The sequence below is a fragment of the Delftia sp. JD2 genome, from assembly GCF_001682645.1.
Taxonomy (GTDB): domain Bacteria; phylum Pseudomonadota; class Gammaproteobacteria; order Burkholderiales; family Burkholderiaceae_C; genus Comamonas; species Comamonas acidovorans.
Map to the genome: position 1 here is coordinate 1 of NZ_LFJT01000089.1, position 18,204 is coordinate 18,204.

Genomic DNA, 18,204 nt, shown 5'->3' on the forward strand with positions numbered 1-18,204 from the left:
GGCTCGCCTGTATTCGGCAGCCGTGGAGCACAGCACCAAGGCCGTGGCGCTGGCCCTGGATCTGGACAGCACCACGGGCGGTCACCCGGTCTGCGACATCGCCCAAATCGACGGCCTGTGCGCCCACCAGGACATGGAGCCAGGCGCCTTCGATCTGCTGGCGCACCACCGGCTGCAGGCCACCCGCAAGGCCGAGGGCCGCATCGAATTCGCCAGAACCTGAGCTTTTCCACAACGACAGAGGGAGGGAGACAGCCATGGACCGCAACACGTTTCTCCGGCGCATGCTGGCCGGCGCATTCACATTCGGCCTGCCGGCCAGCCCGGCGCTTGCACAGCCGGGCCCCGGCCCCAGCCCTGCCCGCACCCTCGGCGTGTCCCTGCTCACGCAGCAGCACCCGTTCTACCTGGAGCTGGCCCAGGCCATGCAGCAGGAAGCCGCGCGGCAGGGGCTGAAGCTGGACCTGAGCATTGCCAACCAGGACCTGGGCAAGCAGATCTCGGACGTGGAGGACTTCGTCAGCAAGAAGGTGGATGCCATCATCCTGTCGCCCGTGGATTCACGCGGCGTGAAGGCCGCCGTGCTCAAGGCTGCCGCCGCCCGCATTCCCGTGATCACCGTGGACATTGCGGCCAGCGGGGTCGAGGTCGCATCGCACGTGGCCACCGACAACCGCGCCGGCGGCGTGCTGGCCGGCCAGCTCATGGGTCGGGCCACGGGCGGCAAGGGCCAAATCGGCGTGCTGCACTACCCGTCCATACAGTCCGTGGTCGATCGCGTGGAGGGTTTCAAGGCCGCCATCGCCACCTTTCCCGGCATGAAGATCGTCTCCGTGCAGCCGGGCATCACGCGTGCCGAGGCCCTGGCCGCCTCGCAGAACATGCTGCAGGCCCACCCCGATCTCGCTGGCATCTTCGGGTTTGGCGACGATGCGGCCCTGGCTGCACTGGCCAGCGTCAAGGGCGCAAGAAAGCTGGAGCAGGTCAAGATCGTCGGCTTTGACGGCATGGCCGAGGCGCGCGCGGCCGTGGACCGGGAGCCGGCCTTTGTGGGCGTGATTCGCCAGTACCCCGACCAGCTGGGACTGCAAGCCGTGGCCATTGCCGCGCAGCTGCTGCAGGGCAAGCCGGTGGAGAAATTCCACCCCGTGCTGCCCGGCGTGTACACGGCTGCCACCAGGTAAATGGACCTGCGGAGCCCGCCATGCCAGGCCCCACTGCACACAGCCACCCAGGCCGTGCCATGCTCGACGCCATTGCGCCGCCCCCCATGCTCGAGGCCCGGGCGCTGGCCAAATCCTTCGGCGCCGTGCAGGCGCTCAAAAGCGTGTCCTTCCGCCTGCACGCAGGCACGGTGCACACGCTGCTGGGCGAGAACGGGGCCGGCAAATCCACCCTGCTCAAAATCCTGGCGGGCGTGCACCGGACGGATGGCGGCCAGCTGCTGATCGAGGGCACCGGCACCGAGCTGGCCAGCCCCGCCGATGCGCAGCGCCACGGCATCGCCATCGTTCACCAGGAGCTGAGCCTGGCGCCCAACCTCAGCGTGGCAGACAACCTCTTCGCCGCGCGGCTCCCGCAGCGGGCCGGCTGCGTGGACCGCCGCGCACTGCGCCGCGACGCCGCCGCGCTGCTGGCCCGCCTGGGCATGGACCTGGACCCCAACGCGCAGGTGGCCGAACTGTCGCTGGCCCAGCGCCAGCTGGTGGAGATCGCCAAGGCGCTGTGCCAGCCCTCGCGCATCGTCATCATGGATGAGCCCACGTCCTCGCTCAGCGACAGCGAGGCGCAGATTCTCTTCACCCTCATCGCCCGCCTCAAGGCCGAGGGGCGCGCCGTCATCTACGTCTCGCACCGCATGGACGAGATCATGCGCATCTCCGACGAGATCACCGTCATGCGCGACGGCAGCTCCATCTGCACCCTGGCGCGGGACGAAACCGACATCGGGGCGCTGATCGCGCTCATGGTGGGGCGCCAGATGCAGGACATCTATCCGCCGCGCGGCCCCGCCCCTGACCGCAGCACGCGCGCCCTGCTTCAGGTGCGCGGCCTGGGCCTGGCCGGGCGCTTCGAAGGCATTGACTTCGAGGTCCACGCGGGCGAGATCGTGGGCTTCTTCGGGCTGGTCGGCTCGGGCCGGTCCGATGTCATGGATGCGCTGTTCGGCATGCACCGCTGCACGGGCAGCATCCTCATGCACGGCCGGCCGCTGCGCCTGCGCTCGCCGGCCGACGCCATCGGCCAGGGCATGGCCTTCGTGACCGAGAACCGCAAGGAGCAAGGCCTGGTGCTGGACCAGTCCGTGCAGCACAACATCTGCATGGTGCAGGTGCACAGCGGGCGCGGCGGCGCGCTGCTGACCGACGAGGCTGCCGAGCAATCGCTGGCCCGCGCCTGCGTGCAGCGGCTGAAGATACGCGTTGCCGGCCTGCACCAGCCCGTGCGCCAGCTGTCGGGCGGCAACCAGCAAAAGATCGTGTTCGCCAAGTGGCTGGCCATGCGCCCCCGGCTGCTGGTGCTGGACGAGCCCACGCGCGGCATCGACGTGGGCGCGAAGTTCGAGATCTATGCCCTGATCCGCGAGCTGGCAGCGGCCGGCACGGCCGTCATCCTGGTGTCGTCGGAGCTGCCCGAGGCACTGGCCATGAGCGACCGGCTGCTGGTCATGCGCAACAAGCGCCTCGTCCAGAGCCTGGACACCCTCCATCTGCGCCAGGAGACCGTGATGGCGCACGCCACCGGAGCAGGAGTGCCATGACCCCTTCCGAACTGAGCATCACCGCGTCTGGCTCCTCCAAGGCCTCCAACGCCTCCGACGCCGCCGAAGGCATCCCGGACAGCCAGGAAACATGGCGAGACGGCTTGCGAGGTGGCTGGCGATCGCTGCGGCGCCACGCCGGCACCCTCATGGGCCTGGCCGCCCTGGTGCTGCTGTTCTCCCTGCTGTCGCCGGCCTTTCTGACGGGCGGCAACCTGCGCAACGTGCTGCTGCAGGTGTCCATCATCGCCATCGTGGCCTTCGGCATGACCTATGTGCTGCTGCTGGGCGAGATCGATCTCTCGGTGGGATCGGTGGTCGCCCTGGCAGGCAGCGTGGCCGGCCTGATGCTGGGCCAGGGCCTGGCGCCCGCCCTGGTGCTGCCCGCCGTGCTGCTGTGCGGCCTGCTGCTGGGGGCACTCAACGGCTCATTGTCGGCGCTGCTGCATCTGCCGTCCTTCATCGTGACGGTGGCGACCATGGGCATCTTCCGGGGGCTGGCCTATATCGTCTCGGGCGGCATGCCGGCGCCGGTGGACAACGAGGCTTTTCTGTGGATCGGCAACGGCGAATGGCTGGGCATGCCCGTGCCCATCTGGATCCTGGCCGCACTGCTGGCCGCCAACCACTTCGTGCTGGCCCGTACCGTCTTTGGCCGCAAGACCTATCTGGCAGGCGGCAATGCCGAGGCGGCCACCTATGCGGGCATACGGGTGGGGCGGCTCAAGATCGCCATCTTCATGCTGTCGGGGCTGATGGCGGCCGTGGGCGGCCTGCTGCTCACCTCCCGCCTGTACTCGGCCCAGCCCAACGCGGCCATGGGCTGGGAGCTGGACGCCATTGCCGCCGCCGTGCTGGGCGGCACGCGCCTGGCCGGAGGCCACGGCAGCGTTGCGGGAACCTTGATAGGGGCGCTGATGATCGGCGTCATCAACAACGGCATGAACCTGATGAGCGTGCCCTACTTCTATCAGCTCATCGTCAAGGGCAGCGTGATTCTGGTGGCCGTGTGCATCGATGTGCACAGCAGGCGCAGGCGCTGACGCATGGGCCGGCGGTGCAGCGAACGGCGCACGGGGTTTGATTCCAAAGGGAGGGAGAGCATGCAATCCATCATGACCATGGGCGAGATCCTCGTCGAAATCATGGCCGAGCGAAAAGGCCAGAGCTTTCGCGCGCCGGGGCCGCTGACCGGGCCCTATGCCAGCGGGGCGCCCGCCATCTTCATCGACCAGGTGGCCCGGCTGGGGCATCCGGCCGCCATCATCGGCTGCGTGGGCGATGATGACTTTGGCTGGCTCAACATCGACCGCCTGCGCCGCGACGGTGTGGATACCAGCGCCATCGCCGTGTGCAAGGGCGCCGTCACGGGCAGCGCCTTCGTCACCTACCGCGACAGCGGCGAGCGCGACTTCATCTTCAACATCACCAACAGCGCCTCGGCACAGCTGCAGCCCGAGCAGGTCAACCAGGCCGTGCTCAAGGACTGCGCGCACTTCCATGTCATGGGCTCGTCGCTTTTCTCGTTTCGCATCATCGATGCCATGAAGAAGGCCATCGAGATCGTCAAGGCCCAGGGCGGCACCGTGTCCTTCGACCCGAACGTGCGCAAGGAGATGCTGCGCATCCCCGAAATGCGCGAAGCCCTGGCCTACATCCTGGAGTTCACCGACATCTTCCTGCCCAGCGGCCACGAGGTCACGCAGCTGGCCCGCTCGGCCGACGAGGCCGGCGCCATCGCCGAGATCTTTGCGCGCGGCGTGCGCGAAATCGTGGTCAAGCGCGGCGCCGACGGCTGCAGCTACTTCAGTGCCGACGAGCGCATCGACCTCGACGCCTTCCCCGTGGACGTGGCCGACCCCACGGGCGCGGGCGACTGCTTTGGCGCCACCTTCATCGCCTGCCGGCGCCTGGGCAAGACCGCGCTGCAATCGCTGCGCTACGCCAATGCGGCCGGCGCGCTGGCCGTCTCCAGCAAGGGGCCGATGGAGGGGACATCCGGCTTTGCGGGGCTAGACGCGCTGCTGGCACAACAGCCGCAGCACCTGCGGCATGCGGTGATGGAGGGCTGAAACCATGCCCGCCCACCTCACCCGTCTCACCCACCCCACCCATCTCACCCACTTCACCCGCCTGGCGCAGTCACGCTCCGGGCAAACGCCAGCAGCCGCAGGCGATGCGCGCGCAACAGGCAGCGCACTCGGCATCTACTCCATCTGCTCGGCCCATCCCCTGGTCATCGAGGCTGCCATGCACCAGGCGCTGGACGACGGCACGCCCCTGCTGGTGGAAGCCACCGCCAACCAGGTCAACCAGTTCGGCGGCTACACCGGCATGCAGCCCGCCGACTTCCGCCGCTTCGTGCTGGCCATCGCCCACCGCGTCGGCCTGCCGCCCGACCGCGTGCTGCTGGGCGGCGACCACCTGGGCCCCACGGCGTGGACGCACCTGCCTGCCGCCGAGGCCATGGAACTGGCGCAGGACCTGGTGCACGCCTATGCGGCGGCCGGCTTCGTGAAGCTGCACCTGGACGCCAGCATGGCCTGCGCAGACGACCCCCAGGCGCTGGACGACGAAACCGTGGCCCGCCGCGCTGCCCTGCTCTGCCAGGCGGCCGAGCGCGGCAGCACCTGCCCGGCGCCCGGCCCCGTCTACGTGATCGGCACCGAAGTGCCCGTGCCCGGCGGCGCCGCGCATGCGCTGGAGCATGTGCAAGTCACTGCCCGCGCCGACGCCCAGCGCACGCTGCAGGTGCACCGTGAAGTCTTCGCGCAACAGGGGCTGGACCCCGTCTGGCCGCGCATCATTGCCATGGTGGTCCAGCCCGGCGTGGAGTTCGATCACACGCGCGTGGTGGACTACGCGCCCGGTGAAGCGGCCGACCTCAAGCAGTTGCTGCGCCAGCACCCGCAACTGGTCTTCGAGGCCCACTCCACCGACTACCAGCGGCCCGAGGCCCTGCGCCAACTGGTGCAGGACGGCTTTGCCATCCTCAAGGTCGGCCCCGGCGCCACCTTTGCGCTGCGCGAGGTGCTGTTCGCGCTGGCCTCCATCGAAGAGCAGCTCATCGACACGCACCAGCGCTCCCACCTGCCCGCCGTGCTGGAGTCCGCCATGCTGGGCCGCCCCGCCAGCTGGGAACGCTACTACCGCGGCGAGCAGCCCGATCCCGGCGCCCAAAGGCTGCTGCGCATCTACAGCTACAGCGACCGCATCCGCTACTACTGGGCCGACCCCACGGTGAACGCCGCCGTGGCGCGGCTGCTGGACAACCTGTCCGCCTGCGCCCTGCCCGAGAACATGCTCAGCCAGTTCCTCCCCGCCCAATACCAGGCCGTGCGCGCCGGGCGGCTGGCCCCCTCGCCCCACGCGCTGGTGCTGGACCGCGTGCGCGAGTCGATCAGGCCGTATGCGGCGGCTTGTGGCCACAGCCTCACAGCTGCCCCGCCTCCCCCCTGATCAAATCCCACACGCTTTGCGCCACCGGCGACAGTTCACGCTGGCGGCGGCGCACCAGCATGATGTCGCGCTGCACGCGCGGCAGCAGGGGGCGGCTGGCGAGGGCGTCGGGGGTGGTGGCGCCACTCGCGGGAGCTCGCCATTCCTGCGGCACGGCCAGTTCCGGCACCACGCTCAGGCCCAGGCCCGCCTGGAGCATGCAGAAGATGGTGGTGGTGTGGCCGACTTCCTGGACCACGGCGGCCTCGGCATCGTGGGCCTGCAGCGCGGCGTCGATCAGGCGGCGGCTGCCCGAGGCGTGGTCCAGCAGTACCAGCGGCTGGCCGGCCAGGTCGCTCCAGGCCACCTGGCGCTTGCGGGCCAGCCGGTGCGTGGCCGGGCAGACCAGGCAAAAGGGCTCGCTGAGTATGGTTTCGCAGTACAGGTCATCGCGGCCCTGCGGGTCGATGACCACGCCGAAGTCCACCTCGCCGCTGCGCACGCTTTGCAGCACGTCGCTCTGGATGCGGTCCAGCAGCAGCAATTCGATGCCCGGCGCCTGCTCGCGGCAGCGCGCAATGCAGCGCGGCATCAGGTGGGCCGACAGCGTGGGGCTGCTGGCCACGCGCACCTTGCCCAGGCGCTGGGTGGCCAGGCCGCTGACTTCGAGCAGGCATTCATCCAGCGCGTCCAGCACGCGCGTGGCATGGCCTTGCAGCAGGCGGCCGGCATCGGTCAGCTCCACCTCGCGCGTGGTGCGGTGCAAAAGCTGCACGCCCAGGGCCTGCTCCAGCTCGGTGACATTGCGGCTGACGGCGGGCTGGGTGAGCGCCATCAGCTCGCCCGCGCGGCTGAAGTTGCGGCTTTCCGCCACGGCCAGGAAGGCGCGCAACTGGCGCAGGCTGATATTCATACGGAAAAATTATAAAACCATCAGATAAATCCATTTCTCTTTTCAATGGCCGTGGCGTCCAATCGGTGCCTTGCAGCCTGGCTGCACGAACCGATAGTTAGTTGGAGAGAGTTTTCCCATGGCACGCCCCCGCTTCGCCCCTGACAATTTCACGCTGATGCTGCTGTCCACCGTGGCACTGGCCAGCTTCCTGCCCGCCTCGGGCGCCGTCTCGCAATGGCTGGAGGTGGCGACCACGCTCATGGTCAGCCTGCTGTTCTTCCTGCACGGCGCCAAGCTCTCGCGCGAGGCCATCTTTGCCGGCATCGGCCACTGGCGCCTGCACCTGACCATCTTCGCGGCCACCTTCGTGCTCTTTCCCCTGCTGGGCTGGGCGCTGCGCCCCGTGCTGGAGCCGCTGGTCACGCCCGAGATGTACATGGGCGTGCTCTTCCTGTGCACGCTGCCGGCCACGGTGCAATCGGCCATCGCCTTCACGGCCATGGCGCGCGGCAACATGCCCGCTGCCGTGTGCAGCGCATCGGCCTCCACGCTGATGGGCATCGTGATCACGCCCATCCTGGTCAGCATGCTGCTGCACAAGAGCGCCGAAGGCGGCGACGCGCTGCAGGCCATCGGCAAGATCGCGCTGCAGCTGCTGCTGCCCTTTGTGCTGGGCCATCTGCTGCGGCCCGTGATCGGCGGCTTCATCTCGCGCCATGCCAAGCGCGTGAAGTTCGTGGACCAGGGCTCCATCCTGCTGGTGGTGTACACGGCCTTCAGCGCCGCCGTCATCAGCGGCCTGTGGCAGCAGACGCCCCTGCCTGCGCTGCTGGGCCTGCTGCTGCTGTCGTCCATCCTGCTGGCCCTGGTGCTGGTCATCACGTCGTGGACGGCGCGCCGCCTGGGCTTTTCCAAGGAGGACGAGATCACCCTGGTGTTCTGCGGTTCCAAGAAGAGCCTGGTCAGCGGCGTGCCCATGGCCAAGGTGCTGTTCGAGTCCAGTGCCGTGGGCGCCATCGTGCTGCCGCTGATGGTCTTCCACCAGCTGCAGCTCATGGTCTGCGCCGTGCTGGCCCAGCGCTATGCACGCCGGCCCATGCATCCCGAGACGATCGAGGATGGCGCCGTGCCCGCCAGCGCTGCGCCGGCCGCCAAGGCCGAAACGGCGCCGGCCAAATAAGGCGCGGGCGCGCTCCCATCACAAAAAAGCCTGGCTCTCGCGCCAGGCTTTTTTGCATCTCAGCCCTTCAGGGCCAGGTTGTTGAGCTTGTCCAGCCGTTCAGGCCAGCTTCCCTGCTGCGCCGACTGCAGCAGGATGCGCGTCCAGGCGATCCAGGCGTCCCACTGCACGCGCTTGTCCCAGGCATTGCCCCAGCCGCTGAAGCACTGCAGCGCGCTGGCGGCTGCGCGCGCGGCGTCGTCGGCGCGGCCGGCAGACAGGTAGAGCTGGGCCAGCACCATCTGCGGCTCGCCCACCCAGGGGTTCAGGCGCACGGCGCTTTCCAGCACGGCCGTGGCGGCGTCCAGGTCCACCAGCGGCTGGTCCAGCTGGATCACCGACCAGTACAGCGACACGGCAGCGGCCTCGTCGCCGGGCGACAGCTGCCGGCGGCAATGGTCGAACACCGGCGGCAGCGGCAGCTGGGCGCGCAGCGCCGAGTGCTGCAGCGCACGGCCCAGGTCGCTGATCTGGCTGAGCATTCGGCTGGCAGGCCGCATGGGACCGGGCCACAGCGAGGCCGCCCAGTGCACGCCCTGCTGCCTCTGGCTCTGCACCTGCGGAAACTGCGAGTAGATGTCTTCCTGCCAGCTGAACCACTGCTCCATGGCATCGGCCATGCTCACGATGGTGAAGGCCGCCACCTCATAGGCGCTCAGGCGCTGGCTGCGGCCGGCGGATTCCAGCGCCATGGAGCCGTCTTCGGCCAGGTCGCCGGCCAGGATCTTCTGCATGAACTGCGTGCGGCTCATGGTGCAGAACAGGTAGACCAGGTGCTCGGCGCCCTCGCCCACCAGCTCGCGCAGGCGGCCGCGCTCGCTGCCCGCGTCGAACTTGACCAGGTCCACGAAGGCGTTGCCGTAGACGCTGTGCAGCAGGCCCAGCAGGCGCACGTCGCGCGGCTGGCGCCACAGCGCCAGCGAACGCGCCACGCCCGCCAGGTGGTGGCGGAAGGTGCCGGCCTTGTGCCAGTCCTGGCCCACGCCGCGCGCCAGCACCACGGGAAGCACAGGAGCGAGGTCGGCATCCTTGGCCAGCCATTCCTCGTCCAGCAGGTCCTGGGCGCGCGTGAACAGCGCCTCGTCAAGTGTCTGGAACAGTGTCGGGACAGGCAGGCTCATGCAGGTACCTCCATGGCAGCGGCGGGCCGCTGGGTATATTGCGCCACCCACCCCGCCGTATCGGCGAACAGGCGCAGCGCCTTGATGCGCCGCGTGGCGGTCAGCGTGAAGCGGTGCTCCACGCCCGCCGGTATGCGCAGGTAGTCGCCGGGCTGCACGCGCAGCACGCGCTCTTGGCCGTGGGCATCAAAAAATCCGAACAGGCCTTCGCCTTCGAGGATGTAGCGCACTTCGTCATCGGCATGGGTGTGGGGCTTGTCGAAGCGCTCCAGCGCCTCGTCCAGGCCCGGCGTGCCCGGGTGCAGCACGACCAGGTCCATGCTGTGGTAGCCATGGGCCACGCATTCGTCCACCACCAGCATGCCCACGGCCTGGACCACGGTGGCCTTGCCGCCATCGTCCAGCTGGGCCTGTGCCAGCAGCGCGGCCAGGCCGGGCTCGGGCGCCAGCGGGCGGCGCTGCCATTGCACGCCGATGGCGGCCACGAAGTCCGCGTCGGAAACCCGGTGGGATGCGAGGGCACCCATGGTCTTACCAGGCCGCCGTGTAGGCGCCCTTGAACTGCGTGTCGATGAACTGGCGCACCTCGGGCGACTGGTAGGCCTTGACGAAGGCCTGCAGGCCGGCGTCCTTTTCATGGCCGGCGCGCGTGGCGATCAGCACGGTCACATAGGGCGTGTCCGTGGCTTCCAGCGCCAGCGAATCCTTTTGCGGCGACAGGCCTGCGGCCACGGCATAGCTGCTGTTGACGGCGGCGGCGTCCAGGTCGTCCAGCGAGCGCGCCAGCTGGGCGGCCTCCAGCTCGACGAAGCGCAGCTTCTTCGGATTGGCCGTGATGTCCAGCACCGAGGCACGGGCGCCCGCGCCGGTCTTCAGTTCGATCAGCTTTTGCGCGGCCAGCACCATCAGTGCGCGCGATCCGTTGGTGGGGTCGTTGGGGATGCCCACGCGCGCACCGCTCTTGAGGTCGGCCAGGCTTTTGATCTTCTTGGAGTACACGCCCATCTGCTGGTTGACCGCACGGGCCACGGGCACGAGCTTGTAGCCACGGTCCTTGTTCTGGGCGTCCATGAAGGGCTGGTGCTGGTAGATGTTGGCATCCAGCTCGCCCTGCGACAGGGCAGCGTTGGGCTGGATGAAGTCGCCGAACTCGACCAGCTTCACCTTCAGGCCGTTCTTCTCGGCCACCTTCCTGGCCACCTCGGCGATCTGGGCGTGCGGGCCCGAGGTCACGCCGATGGTGACCGAGCCGTCGGCCGCATGGGCCGGCAGCGCCGCCATTCCCGCCAGGGGCAGGACGGCGGCCAGGGCCAGCGATTGAAGCAATGCGCGCTTTTTCATGGAATCCCTCTTTCAGACAATCTCGCGGCAGCTTGCCGCCCCGGCCGCGCCGGCCGCCGGGGTGTGTGGATCAGCGGTGGCTGAGCCTGCGCACCGCCCAGTCGCCCAGGCTCTGGATAGCCTGCACGAAGAAGATCAGGATGATGACCACGGCCAGCATCACATCGGGCAAAAAGCGCTGGTAGCCGTAGCGGATGCCCAGGTCGCCCAGGCCGCCGCCGCCAATGGCGCCGGCCATGGCCGAGTAGCCGGTCAGGCTCACGAAGCTGATGGTCAGGCCTGCCACGATGCCGGGCAGCGCCTCGGGCAGCAGGATCTTCCAGACGATCTGGCCCGTGGTGGCGCCCATGGACTGGGCCGCTTCCACCAGGCCGTTGTCCACCTCGCGCAGCGCGGTCTCCACCAGGCGCGCCACGAAGGGCGCTGCCGCAATGGTCAGCGGCACCACGGCCGCCCAGGTGCCGATGGACGAGCCCGTGATCAGCCGCGTCAGCGGGATGATGGCCACCAGCAGGATGATGAAGGGAGTGGAGCGCAGGGCATTGACGATCCAGCCCACGATCTTGTTGGCCGGGCCGTTTTGCAGCACGCCGCCGTGGTCGGTCAGGCGCAGGAACACACCCAGGGGAATGCCGATCAGGCCACCCACCAGGCCCGAGACGCCGACCATGATGATGGTCTCCCACAGCGAGCTGACGAACAGCTCCAGCATCATTTCCGAAAAATTCTCAAACATCGCTCAATCCCTGGTGGAAACGATCTGCACCTGCACGCCGGTGGCGCGCAGATGGTCCACGGCGGCATCGATCTTTGCCGCGTCGCCGCTGGCGAAGACGGCCAGCGAGCCGAAGGTCTGCTCCTGGATCTCGTCGATCTGGCCATGCAGGATGGACAGGTCCAGCCCCAGCTCGCGGATCAGGTGCGACAGGATGGGCTGGTAGGCGCTCTCGCCCGCATACGACAGGCGCAGCAGCCGGCCTTGCTGGCCCGGCGCCAGCTGGGCGGCCAGCGCATTCACGCGCACGGCCACCGACTCGGGCAGTTGCTGGGGAACGATCTCGTCGATCAGGCTGCGCGTGATGGCCTGCTGCGGGCGCGTGAACACGTCGATCACGGGGCCCAGCTCGGCAATCTCGCCGCCGTCGATCACGGCCACGCGGTCAGCGATCTGCTTGATCACCTGCATCTGGTGCGTGATCAGCACCACGGTCAGGCCCAGCTCGCGGTTGACCTTGCGCAGCAGGTCCAGGATGGAGCGCGTGGTCTCGGGGTCCAGGGCCGAGGTGGCTTCGTCCGACAGCAGCACCTTGGGGTGGCTGGCCAGCGCGCGCGCAATGCCCACGCGCTGCTTTTGCCCGCCCGAGATCTGCGCCGGATAGCGGTCGCGCAGCGCGCTCAGGCCCACCAGGTCCAGCAGCGGGTCCACGCGCTTCTTGATGTCGTCGGCCGACATGCCCGCCATCTCCAGCGGCAGCGCGGCGTTGTCGAACACCGTGCGCGAGGACAGCAGGTTGAAATGCTGGAACACCATGCCGATGTCGCGGCGCGCCGTGCGCAGCTCGGCATCGCTGAGCTGCATCAGGTCACGGCCGCCCACCAGCACCTGGCCGGAGGTCGGGCGGTTGAGCAGGTTCAGGCAGCGCACCAGCGAGCTTTTGCCCGCGCCGCTGCGGCCGATGATGCCGAACACCTCGCCCGACTCGATCTGCAGGTTGATGCCCCGCAAGGCATGGACGGGCCCCGTGGGGCCCTTGTAGGTCAGGGAAAGATCCCGAATCTCGATCATGAAAAAACGCCGCGGCGCAGGACGGCCTGGGGACGCCGCTGCGCATTGTTGGGAAGTGGGAGCAAATATAGGTTGCGCGTATAAAAACGCAAACTATAAAAAAATAAAGTAATAAGAAGCTCCGGTTATGCCCGGGACTTCACTACTTTCTGCACAACCCTCAACTATGCCTGAATGTGGACACGCCCTTGCCCTGCCGGGCTATGCGCGGCGCCACGGAGCACTGCGGCAAGGCCCTTCTTGCGGCGGCGTCTGATTGACAGTGCGGCCGGCACGCTGCCGTCGCGGCCTGGCGGCCCCGGCCCGCTCCTGCTTTTGACGATGGCAGGCACCTGCCGCTGCCGCCGCGCTGACGCCAGAAGCAGCCTTTGCTGACAGGCCGCGCGGCATGCGCCCTCCTACAGTGGGCTCAACCCCACAGGAGAAGAGCGCCATGCGCCCAGAACAACACTCCGGCGCCGGCAGCCAGGCCGGCACGGCTCCCTTGTCGCGGCGCGGCTTTCTGCAGGCCGCCAGCATCGCAGGCGTCAGCGTCTGGGTGGCGCCGCTGGCCAGCCAGGCCTATGCAGCCCTCTTTGAAGACCGCGTCCTGGGCAGCGTGGCCCGCGAGCCGGCCACCCAGCTGCCGCGCATGCGGCTCGATGGCCGCTCCAAGGTCATGGGCGCCAAGGTCTTCGCCCGCGACATCCGAGCCCGCGACATGCCTCACTGGCCCCAGCAGCAATCCCATGCCTTCATCGTGCGCACCACGCTGGCCGACCGGCTGTTCGACGGTATGGACCTGTCTTCCCTGGACGGCGAGCTGGCGCCCGACCGCGTGGTCACCGCCGAAGACCTGGCGCGCGACGGCCTGGCATTTCCCGAGTTCTATGGCGAAGACATGCTGCTGCCCGCAGGCAAGACCCCCGCCTACCTGGGCCAGGCCGTGGCCATCCTCATCTACCACGACTTCGCGCGCTTTCGCTTTGCCAAGGAAAGGCTGCAGGCCACGGCCGGCGTCATCCGCTACGGCCGCATCACGGGCGCGCTGGACCGTCCGCCCTGGGGCGTGTTCCGCTATGTGCGCCAGGGCGGCGCCACGGCCTTTGACGACGACGTGTTCTCCAGCCTGCGCGATGCCCCGCTGTTCCCCGCCGAACGCAAGCCGCTGGTCTGGCCGCAGATCTCCAAGGCCGACGCGGTCACGGCACGCGGCCTGCGCGCGGCCGAGCAGATTGCCCAGGAGCTGGCCACGCCGCCCGCCGACTGGCTGGTGCTGCAGCGCCACTACGCCACGCAATCGGTGGACACGGCCGCGCTGGAGCCCGACAACGCCAACTGCTGGTATGACGCGGCCACGCAAAGCCTGCACATGGTGCTGGCCACGCAGTCGCCGCACGAGGTGGCCGAATGGGCTGCGCAGATGGTGCAGGCCAGCAGGTTCCCGCTCAAGAACCTCTTCATCCACCCGTGCTACACGGTGGGCTACGGCTCCAAGGACCACGCCCCCATGCCCTACTACGGCCTGGTCTGCGCGCTGTATGCGGACGGCAAGCCCGTGCGCCTGGCCAATGACCGGTTCGAGCAGTTCCAGTCCTCGCTCAAGCGCCATGCCTTCGAGATCGACTACACCATGGCCATCGACAGGAAGACCGGCCTCTTCCAGAGCCTGGTGGCCAACATGACGGCCAATGGCGGCGGCCGGGCCAACTTCTCGCCCTCGGTCGCCATGGTCGGCGGCACGGCGGCGCAGTCCATCTACTACTTTCCCAAGAACGACATCACCGCCGTGGCTCTTGCCAGCCGCGCGCTGGACGCGGGCTCGGCACGCGGCTACGGCACGCTGCAGAGCATGGCGGCCACCGAGATGATGGTGGACGAAATCGCCGAACTGCTGCAGATCGACCCCATCGAGCTGCGGCTGCGCAACGTGCTGACCTCGGGCGCCAAGAACACCCAGGGCGCCATCGCCGCCGGTGCCCTGCGCGCCGACGAGGTGCTGGAGCGCGCCCGCCGCCATCCGCTGTGGACCGAGCGCGCCAAGCGCAAGACCGCCTACGAGGCCAGCCACCCGGGCCAGCGCTACGGCGTGGGCTTTGCCTGCGTGCAAAAGGACTTCGGCACGGGCGGCGAGGCGGCCTTCGCCCGCATCGAGATATCGCCCCAGGGCCGCGTGCTGCTGCACCACTCGGGCACCGAGATCGGCACGGGCATGGGCACCTCGCAGGCCCAGCTGTGCGTGCAATGGTTCGGCAAGCCCGCCGACGAGCTGCAGACCGCCTGCCTGGACTGGCCGGAGCTGCCGCTCAAGGCCGAGGGCGACAACTACACCATGCCCCAGGCCGACCAGGACCGCTTCGCCGCCCGGCCGCTGTGGACGCCGGTCTACGCCTCGCCGGCCAGCGCCAGCAACTCGGCCTACTACTACAGCCACGCCACCAGCGAGACGGCGCGCGTGGTCTTCGAGCACGGCCTGTGGCCGGCCGCCGTCGCCATCTGGAGCCAGGGCACGGGCGGCGGCCAGAAGGCGCCCTACGTGGTGCGCCGCGAGGACGCGCGCTGGGTCAACGGCATGCTCACGGCCAACGGCATGCAGCCGCTGTCCCTGCAGGCCCTGGCCCAGAAGGCCCATGCCATGCAGCTGGTCACGGGCGCCGTGGGCCACACCTTCAACCGCTGGCAATGGGCCGAGGCCGACTTCGACATCCTGGGCACCAGCGCGCGCCGGCCGCTGGACGCGCTGGCCGTGCGCCTGGGCAGCGCGCCCGATGCTGCCGCCGTCACGCCGGCCCCTGACACCACCGACACGCCGCAGGCGGCCACGCCCGTCGAGGCCTCTGTTACCGCGCGGCGCAGCGCCGCCGGCTACCGCATGATTGCGCGGCGCAACCTGTTCTATCCGCCCATGCAGCGCAACAACGCGGGCGTCACCTACTACAGCGCCAATGCGGCCCTGGTCGAGCTGGCGGTGGACACGGGCACGGGCGCGGTCGAGCTGCTGGCCCACCACTCCATCATGGAGTGCGGGCGGCCCATCGTGCCCGAGCTGGTGCACGGCCAGCTCGAAGGCGGCATCGCCATGGGCATAGGCCATGCGCTGTACGAAACCATGCCGCTGTACGAGGGCGGCCCCGGCGACGGCAACTGGAACTTCCACCGCTACCACCTGCCGCGCGGCAGCGAGGTGGCGGTCTGGAAGCAGACGGCCGAGCTGCTGGCACCGCTGTCGGACACCGATCCGCCCAAGGGCATTGCCGAGGTGGTGATGATTCCCATCGTCGCCGCCATCGTCAACGGACTGCACCACGCCATTGGCAAGCGCTTCCACGACCTGCCCGTGACCCCGCAAAAGATCAGGGAGGCACTCGCACCATGAGCCTTGTCCCGCGCCCCTTGTCGCTGACCGTCAACGGCCAGACCGTCGGCCCCATGGACGTGCCCGAAGGCATGCCCATGATCGACTTCCTGCACGAATACCTGAACCTCACCGGCTCGCGCCTGGGCTGCGGCATCGGCGAATGCCGGGCCTGCACCGTCATCGTGGACGGTCCCGAGGGCAGCCGCGAAATGCGCACCTGCATCACCGGCGCCCACTACTTCCAGGGCCGCAAGGTCCGCACCATCGAAGGCATTGCCGACCCGGCCGGCGCGGACACCGCGCCCCCATCAGCCCCGGGCGCCCCAGGCACCTCGGGCCAGCCGCGCAAGGTCATCGCCATCAGCCCCGTGCAGCAGAAGTACCTGGAGCATTTCAGCTTCCAGTGCGGCTACTGCACGCCGGGCTTCGTCATCGCGGCCACGGTGCTGGTCGAGCGCCTGGCCAAGGCGCCCATCCGCGCGGCCGATGTGGAACAGGTCGTGGGCGAGGCGCTGCAGCCCCACCTGTGCCGCTGCACCGGCTATGTGCGCTACTACGCGGCCGTGAAGGACCTGGTCCTGAACACGCCCGGGCTGACCTTGAAAGGATGAGCGCCATGTCCGCCGCCGACCCCAGCGCAGCCTCCCCCACCGCCGCCACCGCCGCGCCACCTGCCGACTACAGCGGTGCCCGCCCCCCGCCACCGCGCAGGCCCAGGCGCCGCTGGCGCGGGCTGCTGCTCATCCTCCTGCTGCTGGCCGTGCTGTTTGCCATTGCCGCCGTCTGGGGCAACCGGCCCCATGTGCCGCAGCGCGAGCCGCAGGCCGTGCACCGCAGCCCGCAGCAGCTGGCCCAGGGCCTGTACCTGGCGCGCGCCGCCGACTGCATGGCCTGCCATGACGGGGTGGGTGGCATGGGTGGCGCCCGGGAAGGCCAGCCCTTTGCGGGCGGCAAGCCCCTGCCCACGCCCTTCGGCACCCTCTACGGCACCAACATCACCCCCGACCCCGACCACGGCATAGGCCGCTGGACGGCCGAGGAATTCCACGCCGCCGTCACCCGCGGCACGGCACCGGGCGGGCGCCAGCTCTACCCGGCCATGCCCTATGCCTCCTACCACCTGATGAGCCGCGAAGACTCGGACCTGATCTACGGCTACCTGATGAACATCCGGCCCGTGGCCCAGCCCAACACCAAGCCCGCCCTGCCCTTCCCCTTCAACCTGCGCGTGCTCATGTTCGGCTGGAAGACGCTGTTCCTGTCCAGCGCGCCCCTGCCCGTGGGCTCGCAGGGCCAGAGCCCGGCCTGGCTGCGCGGGCAGTACCTGGGCAATGTCATGGGCCACTGCGCCGAATGCCACACGCCGCGCGGCATGTTCGGCCAGATGCAGAAGGACCGCTGGCTGCAGGGCGGCACGCTGTCGCTGTTCACGGCCCCCGGCATCACCGCCGAAGCCCTGGCCGCACGCGGCTGGACGCGCGAGGGCATGGCCCAGTTCCTGCAGACGGGCTTCTCGGCCCACGGCAGCGCCTTCGATGAAATGCACGAGGTCATCGCCAACAGCACCCGGTACCTCACGGCCGAGGACATGACGGCGCTGTCCACCTTCCTGCTGGGCGACAACCCGCCCGCGCCCCAGCCCCTGCCGGCCGCCGCGCCCCCGGATTCCGGCACCGGCAACAGCGCGGGCAATGGCGCCGGCAACGGTGCGGGCACGCTGGACGCGGGCCGGGGCCACTACATGGCGCTGTGCGCCAGCTGCCACGGCAGCGAGGGCCTGGGCCGCAGCCTCACCATGCCCCCGCTCAAGGGCAACAGCACCGTGCGCCAGGCCGACGCCCGCAACCTGGTGCTGGCCATCCTCGTCGGCCTGCCCAAGCACCCGGCCACCCAGCAGGGCCCCACGCCCCTGCCCGGCATGCCCGGCTTCATGCAGGAGCTGACCGATGGCGAAGTCGCCGCCCTGGCCAACTACACCCGCGCCACCCTGGGCGGCCAGCCTGCCGATGTGACCGCCGCCCAGGTGGCCGACCTGCGCAGCGCAGCCGGAAAGTCAGGGCACAAGGCTGCGCCGTGAAACACCGGCTGTTCTACGGAGCCCAACCCGTATGCCCGCGCCTGCGGCGTGGCGGTTGCGGGGTTGCAAGCCTGCCGAAGGACAGGCTTGCTTCGTCATCTGACTCGCCGTGATGTCTGAACGTAGCGTGCAGCGCGAAGTGAGTTTCACGGCGAACCCCGCAACCGCCACGACGCAGGTTGCCCGCAGCGAAGCGGAGGGTCGCGGACATCCGGGTCGCCTTCTTTGA

Annotated in this window: 15 protein-coding genes and 1 pseudogene; 10 read left to right on the top strand and 6 right to left on the bottom strand. The window is 69.1% G+C overall.

The window, feature by feature from the left end; genetic code table 11:
- The 6 genes and pseudogenes from ACM14_RS28450 to ACM14_RS28475 all read left to right on the top strand — a co-directional run.
- Window positions 1-223 (top strand): annotated as a pseudogene (locus tag ACM14_RS28450) (DeoR/GlpR transcriptional regulator); the annotation flags it as partial.
- Between the two features lie 34 nt (window positions 224-257).
- Window positions 258-1,184: a substrate-binding domain-containing protein gene (locus ACM14_RS28455; protein WP_065348006.1), complete on the top strand. Its 927-nt coding sequence runs from the start codon at window positions 258-260 to the stop codon at window positions 1,182-1,184.
- Window positions 1,185-1,204: 20 nt separating this feature from the next.
- Window positions 1,205-2,761, top strand: coding sequence for a sugar ABC transporter ATP-binding protein (locus ACM14_RS28460; RefSeq protein ID WP_065348007.1), 1,557 nt, complete (start codon window positions 1,205-1,207; stop codon window positions 2,759-2,761).
- On the top strand, window positions 2,758-3,804 hold the full coding sequence (locus tag ACM14_RS28465; RefSeq protein ID WP_065348008.1) for an ABC transporter permease: 1,047 nt from the start codon (window positions 2,758-2,760) through the stop codon (window positions 3,802-3,804). The genes ACM14_RS28460 and ACM14_RS28465 overlap by 4 nt, the downstream gene beginning before the upstream one ends.
- Window positions 3,805-3,864: 60 nt before the next feature.
- Complete coding sequence (locus ACM14_RS28470) at window positions 3,865-4,833, top strand: sugar kinase (RefSeq protein WP_065348009.1); 969 nt, start codon at window positions 3,865-3,867, stop codon at window positions 4,831-4,833.
- A 4-nt stretch (window positions 4,834-4,837) separates the two neighbouring features.
- Window positions 4,838-6,220, top strand: coding sequence for a D-tagatose-bisphosphate aldolase, class II, non-catalytic subunit (locus ACM14_RS28475; protein ID WP_065348010.1), 1,383 nt, complete (start codon window positions 4,838-4,840; stop codon window positions 6,218-6,220).
- Here ACM14_RS28475 and ACM14_RS28480 read toward each other — a convergent pair.
- Window positions 6,195-7,112: a LysR family transcriptional regulator gene (locus ACM14_RS28480; RefSeq protein WP_065348011.1), complete on the bottom strand. Its 918-nt coding sequence runs from the start codon at window positions 7,110-7,112 to the stop codon at window positions 6,195-6,197. The two genes, ACM14_RS28475 and ACM14_RS28480, sit on opposite strands and share 26 nt — an antisense overlap.
- 118 nt (window positions 7,113-7,230) lie before the next feature.
- Here ACM14_RS28480 and ACM14_RS28485 point away from each other — a divergent pair, with 118 nt between their 5' ends.
- Complete coding sequence (locus tag ACM14_RS28485; protein ID WP_065348012.1) at window positions 7,231-8,274, top strand: bile acid:sodium symporter family protein; 1,044 nt, start codon at window positions 7,231-7,233, stop codon at window positions 8,272-8,274.
- Window positions 8,275-8,333: 59 nt separating this feature from the next.
- On the opposite strand, the gene ACM14_RS28490 is transcribed toward ACM14_RS28485, so the two are convergent.
- From ACM14_RS28490 to ACM14_RS28510, 5 genes are all read right to left on the bottom strand, one after another.
- Window positions 8,334-9,434, bottom strand: a complete 1,101-nt coding sequence (locus ACM14_RS28490; protein WP_065348013.1) for a DUF6817 domain-containing protein — start codon at window positions 9,432-9,434, stop codon at window positions 8,334-8,336.
- Window positions 9,431-9,961: a cupin domain-containing protein gene (locus ACM14_RS28495; RefSeq protein ID WP_034392460.1), complete on the bottom strand. Its 531-nt coding sequence runs from the start codon at window positions 9,959-9,961 to the stop codon at window positions 9,431-9,433. Before ACM14_RS28495 ends, ACM14_RS28490 begins: the two co-directional genes overlap by 4 nt.
- 4 nt (window positions 9,962-9,965) lie before the next feature.
- Entirely contained in the window at window positions 9,966-10,775 is an 810-nt protein-coding gene (locus ACM14_RS28500; protein ID WP_012205012.1) for a MetQ/NlpA family ABC transporter substrate-binding protein, read from the bottom strand.
- Window positions 10,776-10,845: 70 nt separating this feature from the next.
- Window positions 10,846-11,511: a methionine ABC transporter permease gene (locus tag ACM14_RS28505; RefSeq protein WP_012205011.1), complete on the bottom strand. Its 666-nt coding sequence runs from the start codon at window positions 11,509-11,511 to the stop codon at window positions 10,846-10,848.
- A gap of 3 nt (window positions 11,512-11,514) precedes the next feature.
- Window positions 11,515-12,561: a methionine ABC transporter ATP-binding protein gene (locus tag ACM14_RS28510; RefSeq protein ID WP_012205010.1), complete on the bottom strand. Its 1,047-nt coding sequence runs from the start codon at window positions 12,559-12,561 to the stop codon at window positions 11,515-11,517.
- A gap of 433 nt (window positions 12,562-12,994) precedes the next feature.
- On the opposite strand from ACM14_RS28510, the gene ACM14_RS28515 reads away from it, so the two are divergent.
- Genes ACM14_RS28515 through ACM14_RS28525 form a run of 3 tightly spaced genes read left to right on the top strand, consistent with a single transcriptional unit; the run spans window position 12,995 to window position 17,975 of the window.
- Window positions 12,995-15,916 carry a xanthine dehydrogenase family protein molybdopterin-binding subunit gene (locus ACM14_RS28515; protein ID WP_065348014.1) on the top strand — a complete coding sequence of 974 codons (2,922 nt, stop codon included), beginning with the start codon at window positions 12,995-12,997 and terminating at the stop codon, window positions 15,914-15,916.
- Window positions 15,913-16,509, top strand: coding sequence for a (2Fe-2S)-binding protein (locus tag ACM14_RS28520; RefSeq protein WP_065348015.1), 597 nt, complete (start codon window positions 15,913-15,915; stop codon window positions 16,507-16,509). The genes ACM14_RS28515 and ACM14_RS28520 overlap by 4 nt, the downstream gene beginning before the upstream one ends.
- Before the next feature lie 5 nt (window positions 16,510-16,514).
- Complete coding sequence (locus tag ACM14_RS28525; RefSeq protein ID WP_065348016.1) at window positions 16,515-17,975, top strand: cytochrome c; 1,461 nt, start codon at window positions 16,515-16,517, stop codon at window positions 17,973-17,975.
- Window positions 17,976-18,204 lie beyond the last annotated feature (229 nt).

Coding starts and splice junctions, on each gene's coding strand:
- ACM14_RS28500 (WP_012205012.1), bottom strand. CDS start 10,775: ATGAAAAAGCGCGCATTGCTTCAATCGCTGGCCCTGGCCGCCGTCCTG.
- ACM14_RS28505 (WP_012205011.1), bottom strand. CDS start 11,511: ATGTTTGAGAATTTTTCGGAAATGATGCTGGAGCTGTTCGTCAGCTCG.
- ACM14_RS28510 (WP_012205010.1), bottom strand. CDS start 12,561: ATGATCGAGATTCGGGATCTTTCCCTGACCTACAAGGGCCCCACGGGG.
- ACM14_RS28470 (WP_065348009.1), top strand. CDS start 3,865: ATGCAATCCATCATGACCATGGGCGAGATCCTCGTCGAAATCATGGCC.
- ACM14_RS28460 (WP_065348007.1), top strand. CDS start 1,205: ATGCCAGGCCCCACTGCACACAGCCACCCAGGCCGTGCCATGCTCGAC.
- ACM14_RS28520 (WP_065348015.1), top strand. CDS start 15,913: ATGAGCCTTGTCCCGCGCCCCTTGTCGCTGACCGTCAACGGCCAGACC.
- ACM14_RS28485 (WP_065348012.1), top strand. CDS start 7,231: ATGGCACGCCCCCGCTTCGCCCCTGACAATTTCACGCTGATGCTGCTG.
- ACM14_RS28490 (WP_065348013.1), bottom strand. CDS start 9,434: ATGAGCCTGCCTGTCCCGACACTGTTCCAGACACTTGACGAGGCGCTG.
- ACM14_RS28495 (WP_034392460.1), bottom strand. CDS start 9,961: ATGGGTGCCCTCGCATCCCACCGGGTTTCCGACGCGGACTTCGTGGCC.
- ACM14_RS28515 (WP_065348014.1), top strand. CDS start 12,995: ATGCGCCCAGAACAACACTCCGGCGCCGGCAGCCAGGCCGGCACGGCT.
- ACM14_RS28480 (WP_065348011.1), bottom strand. CDS start 7,112: ATGAATATCAGCCTGCGCCAGTTGCGCGCCTTCCTGGCCGTGGCGGAA.
- ACM14_RS28475 (WP_065348010.1), top strand. CDS start 4,838: ATGCCCGCCCACCTCACCCGTCTCACCCACCCCACCCATCTCACCCAC.
- ACM14_RS28455 (WP_065348006.1), top strand. CDS start 258: ATGGACCGCAACACGTTTCTCCGGCGCATGCTGGCCGGCGCATTCACA.
- ACM14_RS28525 (WP_065348016.1), top strand. CDS start 16,515: ATGTCCGCCGCCGACCCCAGCGCAGCCTCCCCCACCGCCGCCACCGCC.
- ACM14_RS28465 (WP_065348008.1), top strand. CDS start 2,758: ATGACCCCTTCCGAACTGAGCATCACCGCGTCTGGCTCCTCCAAGGCC.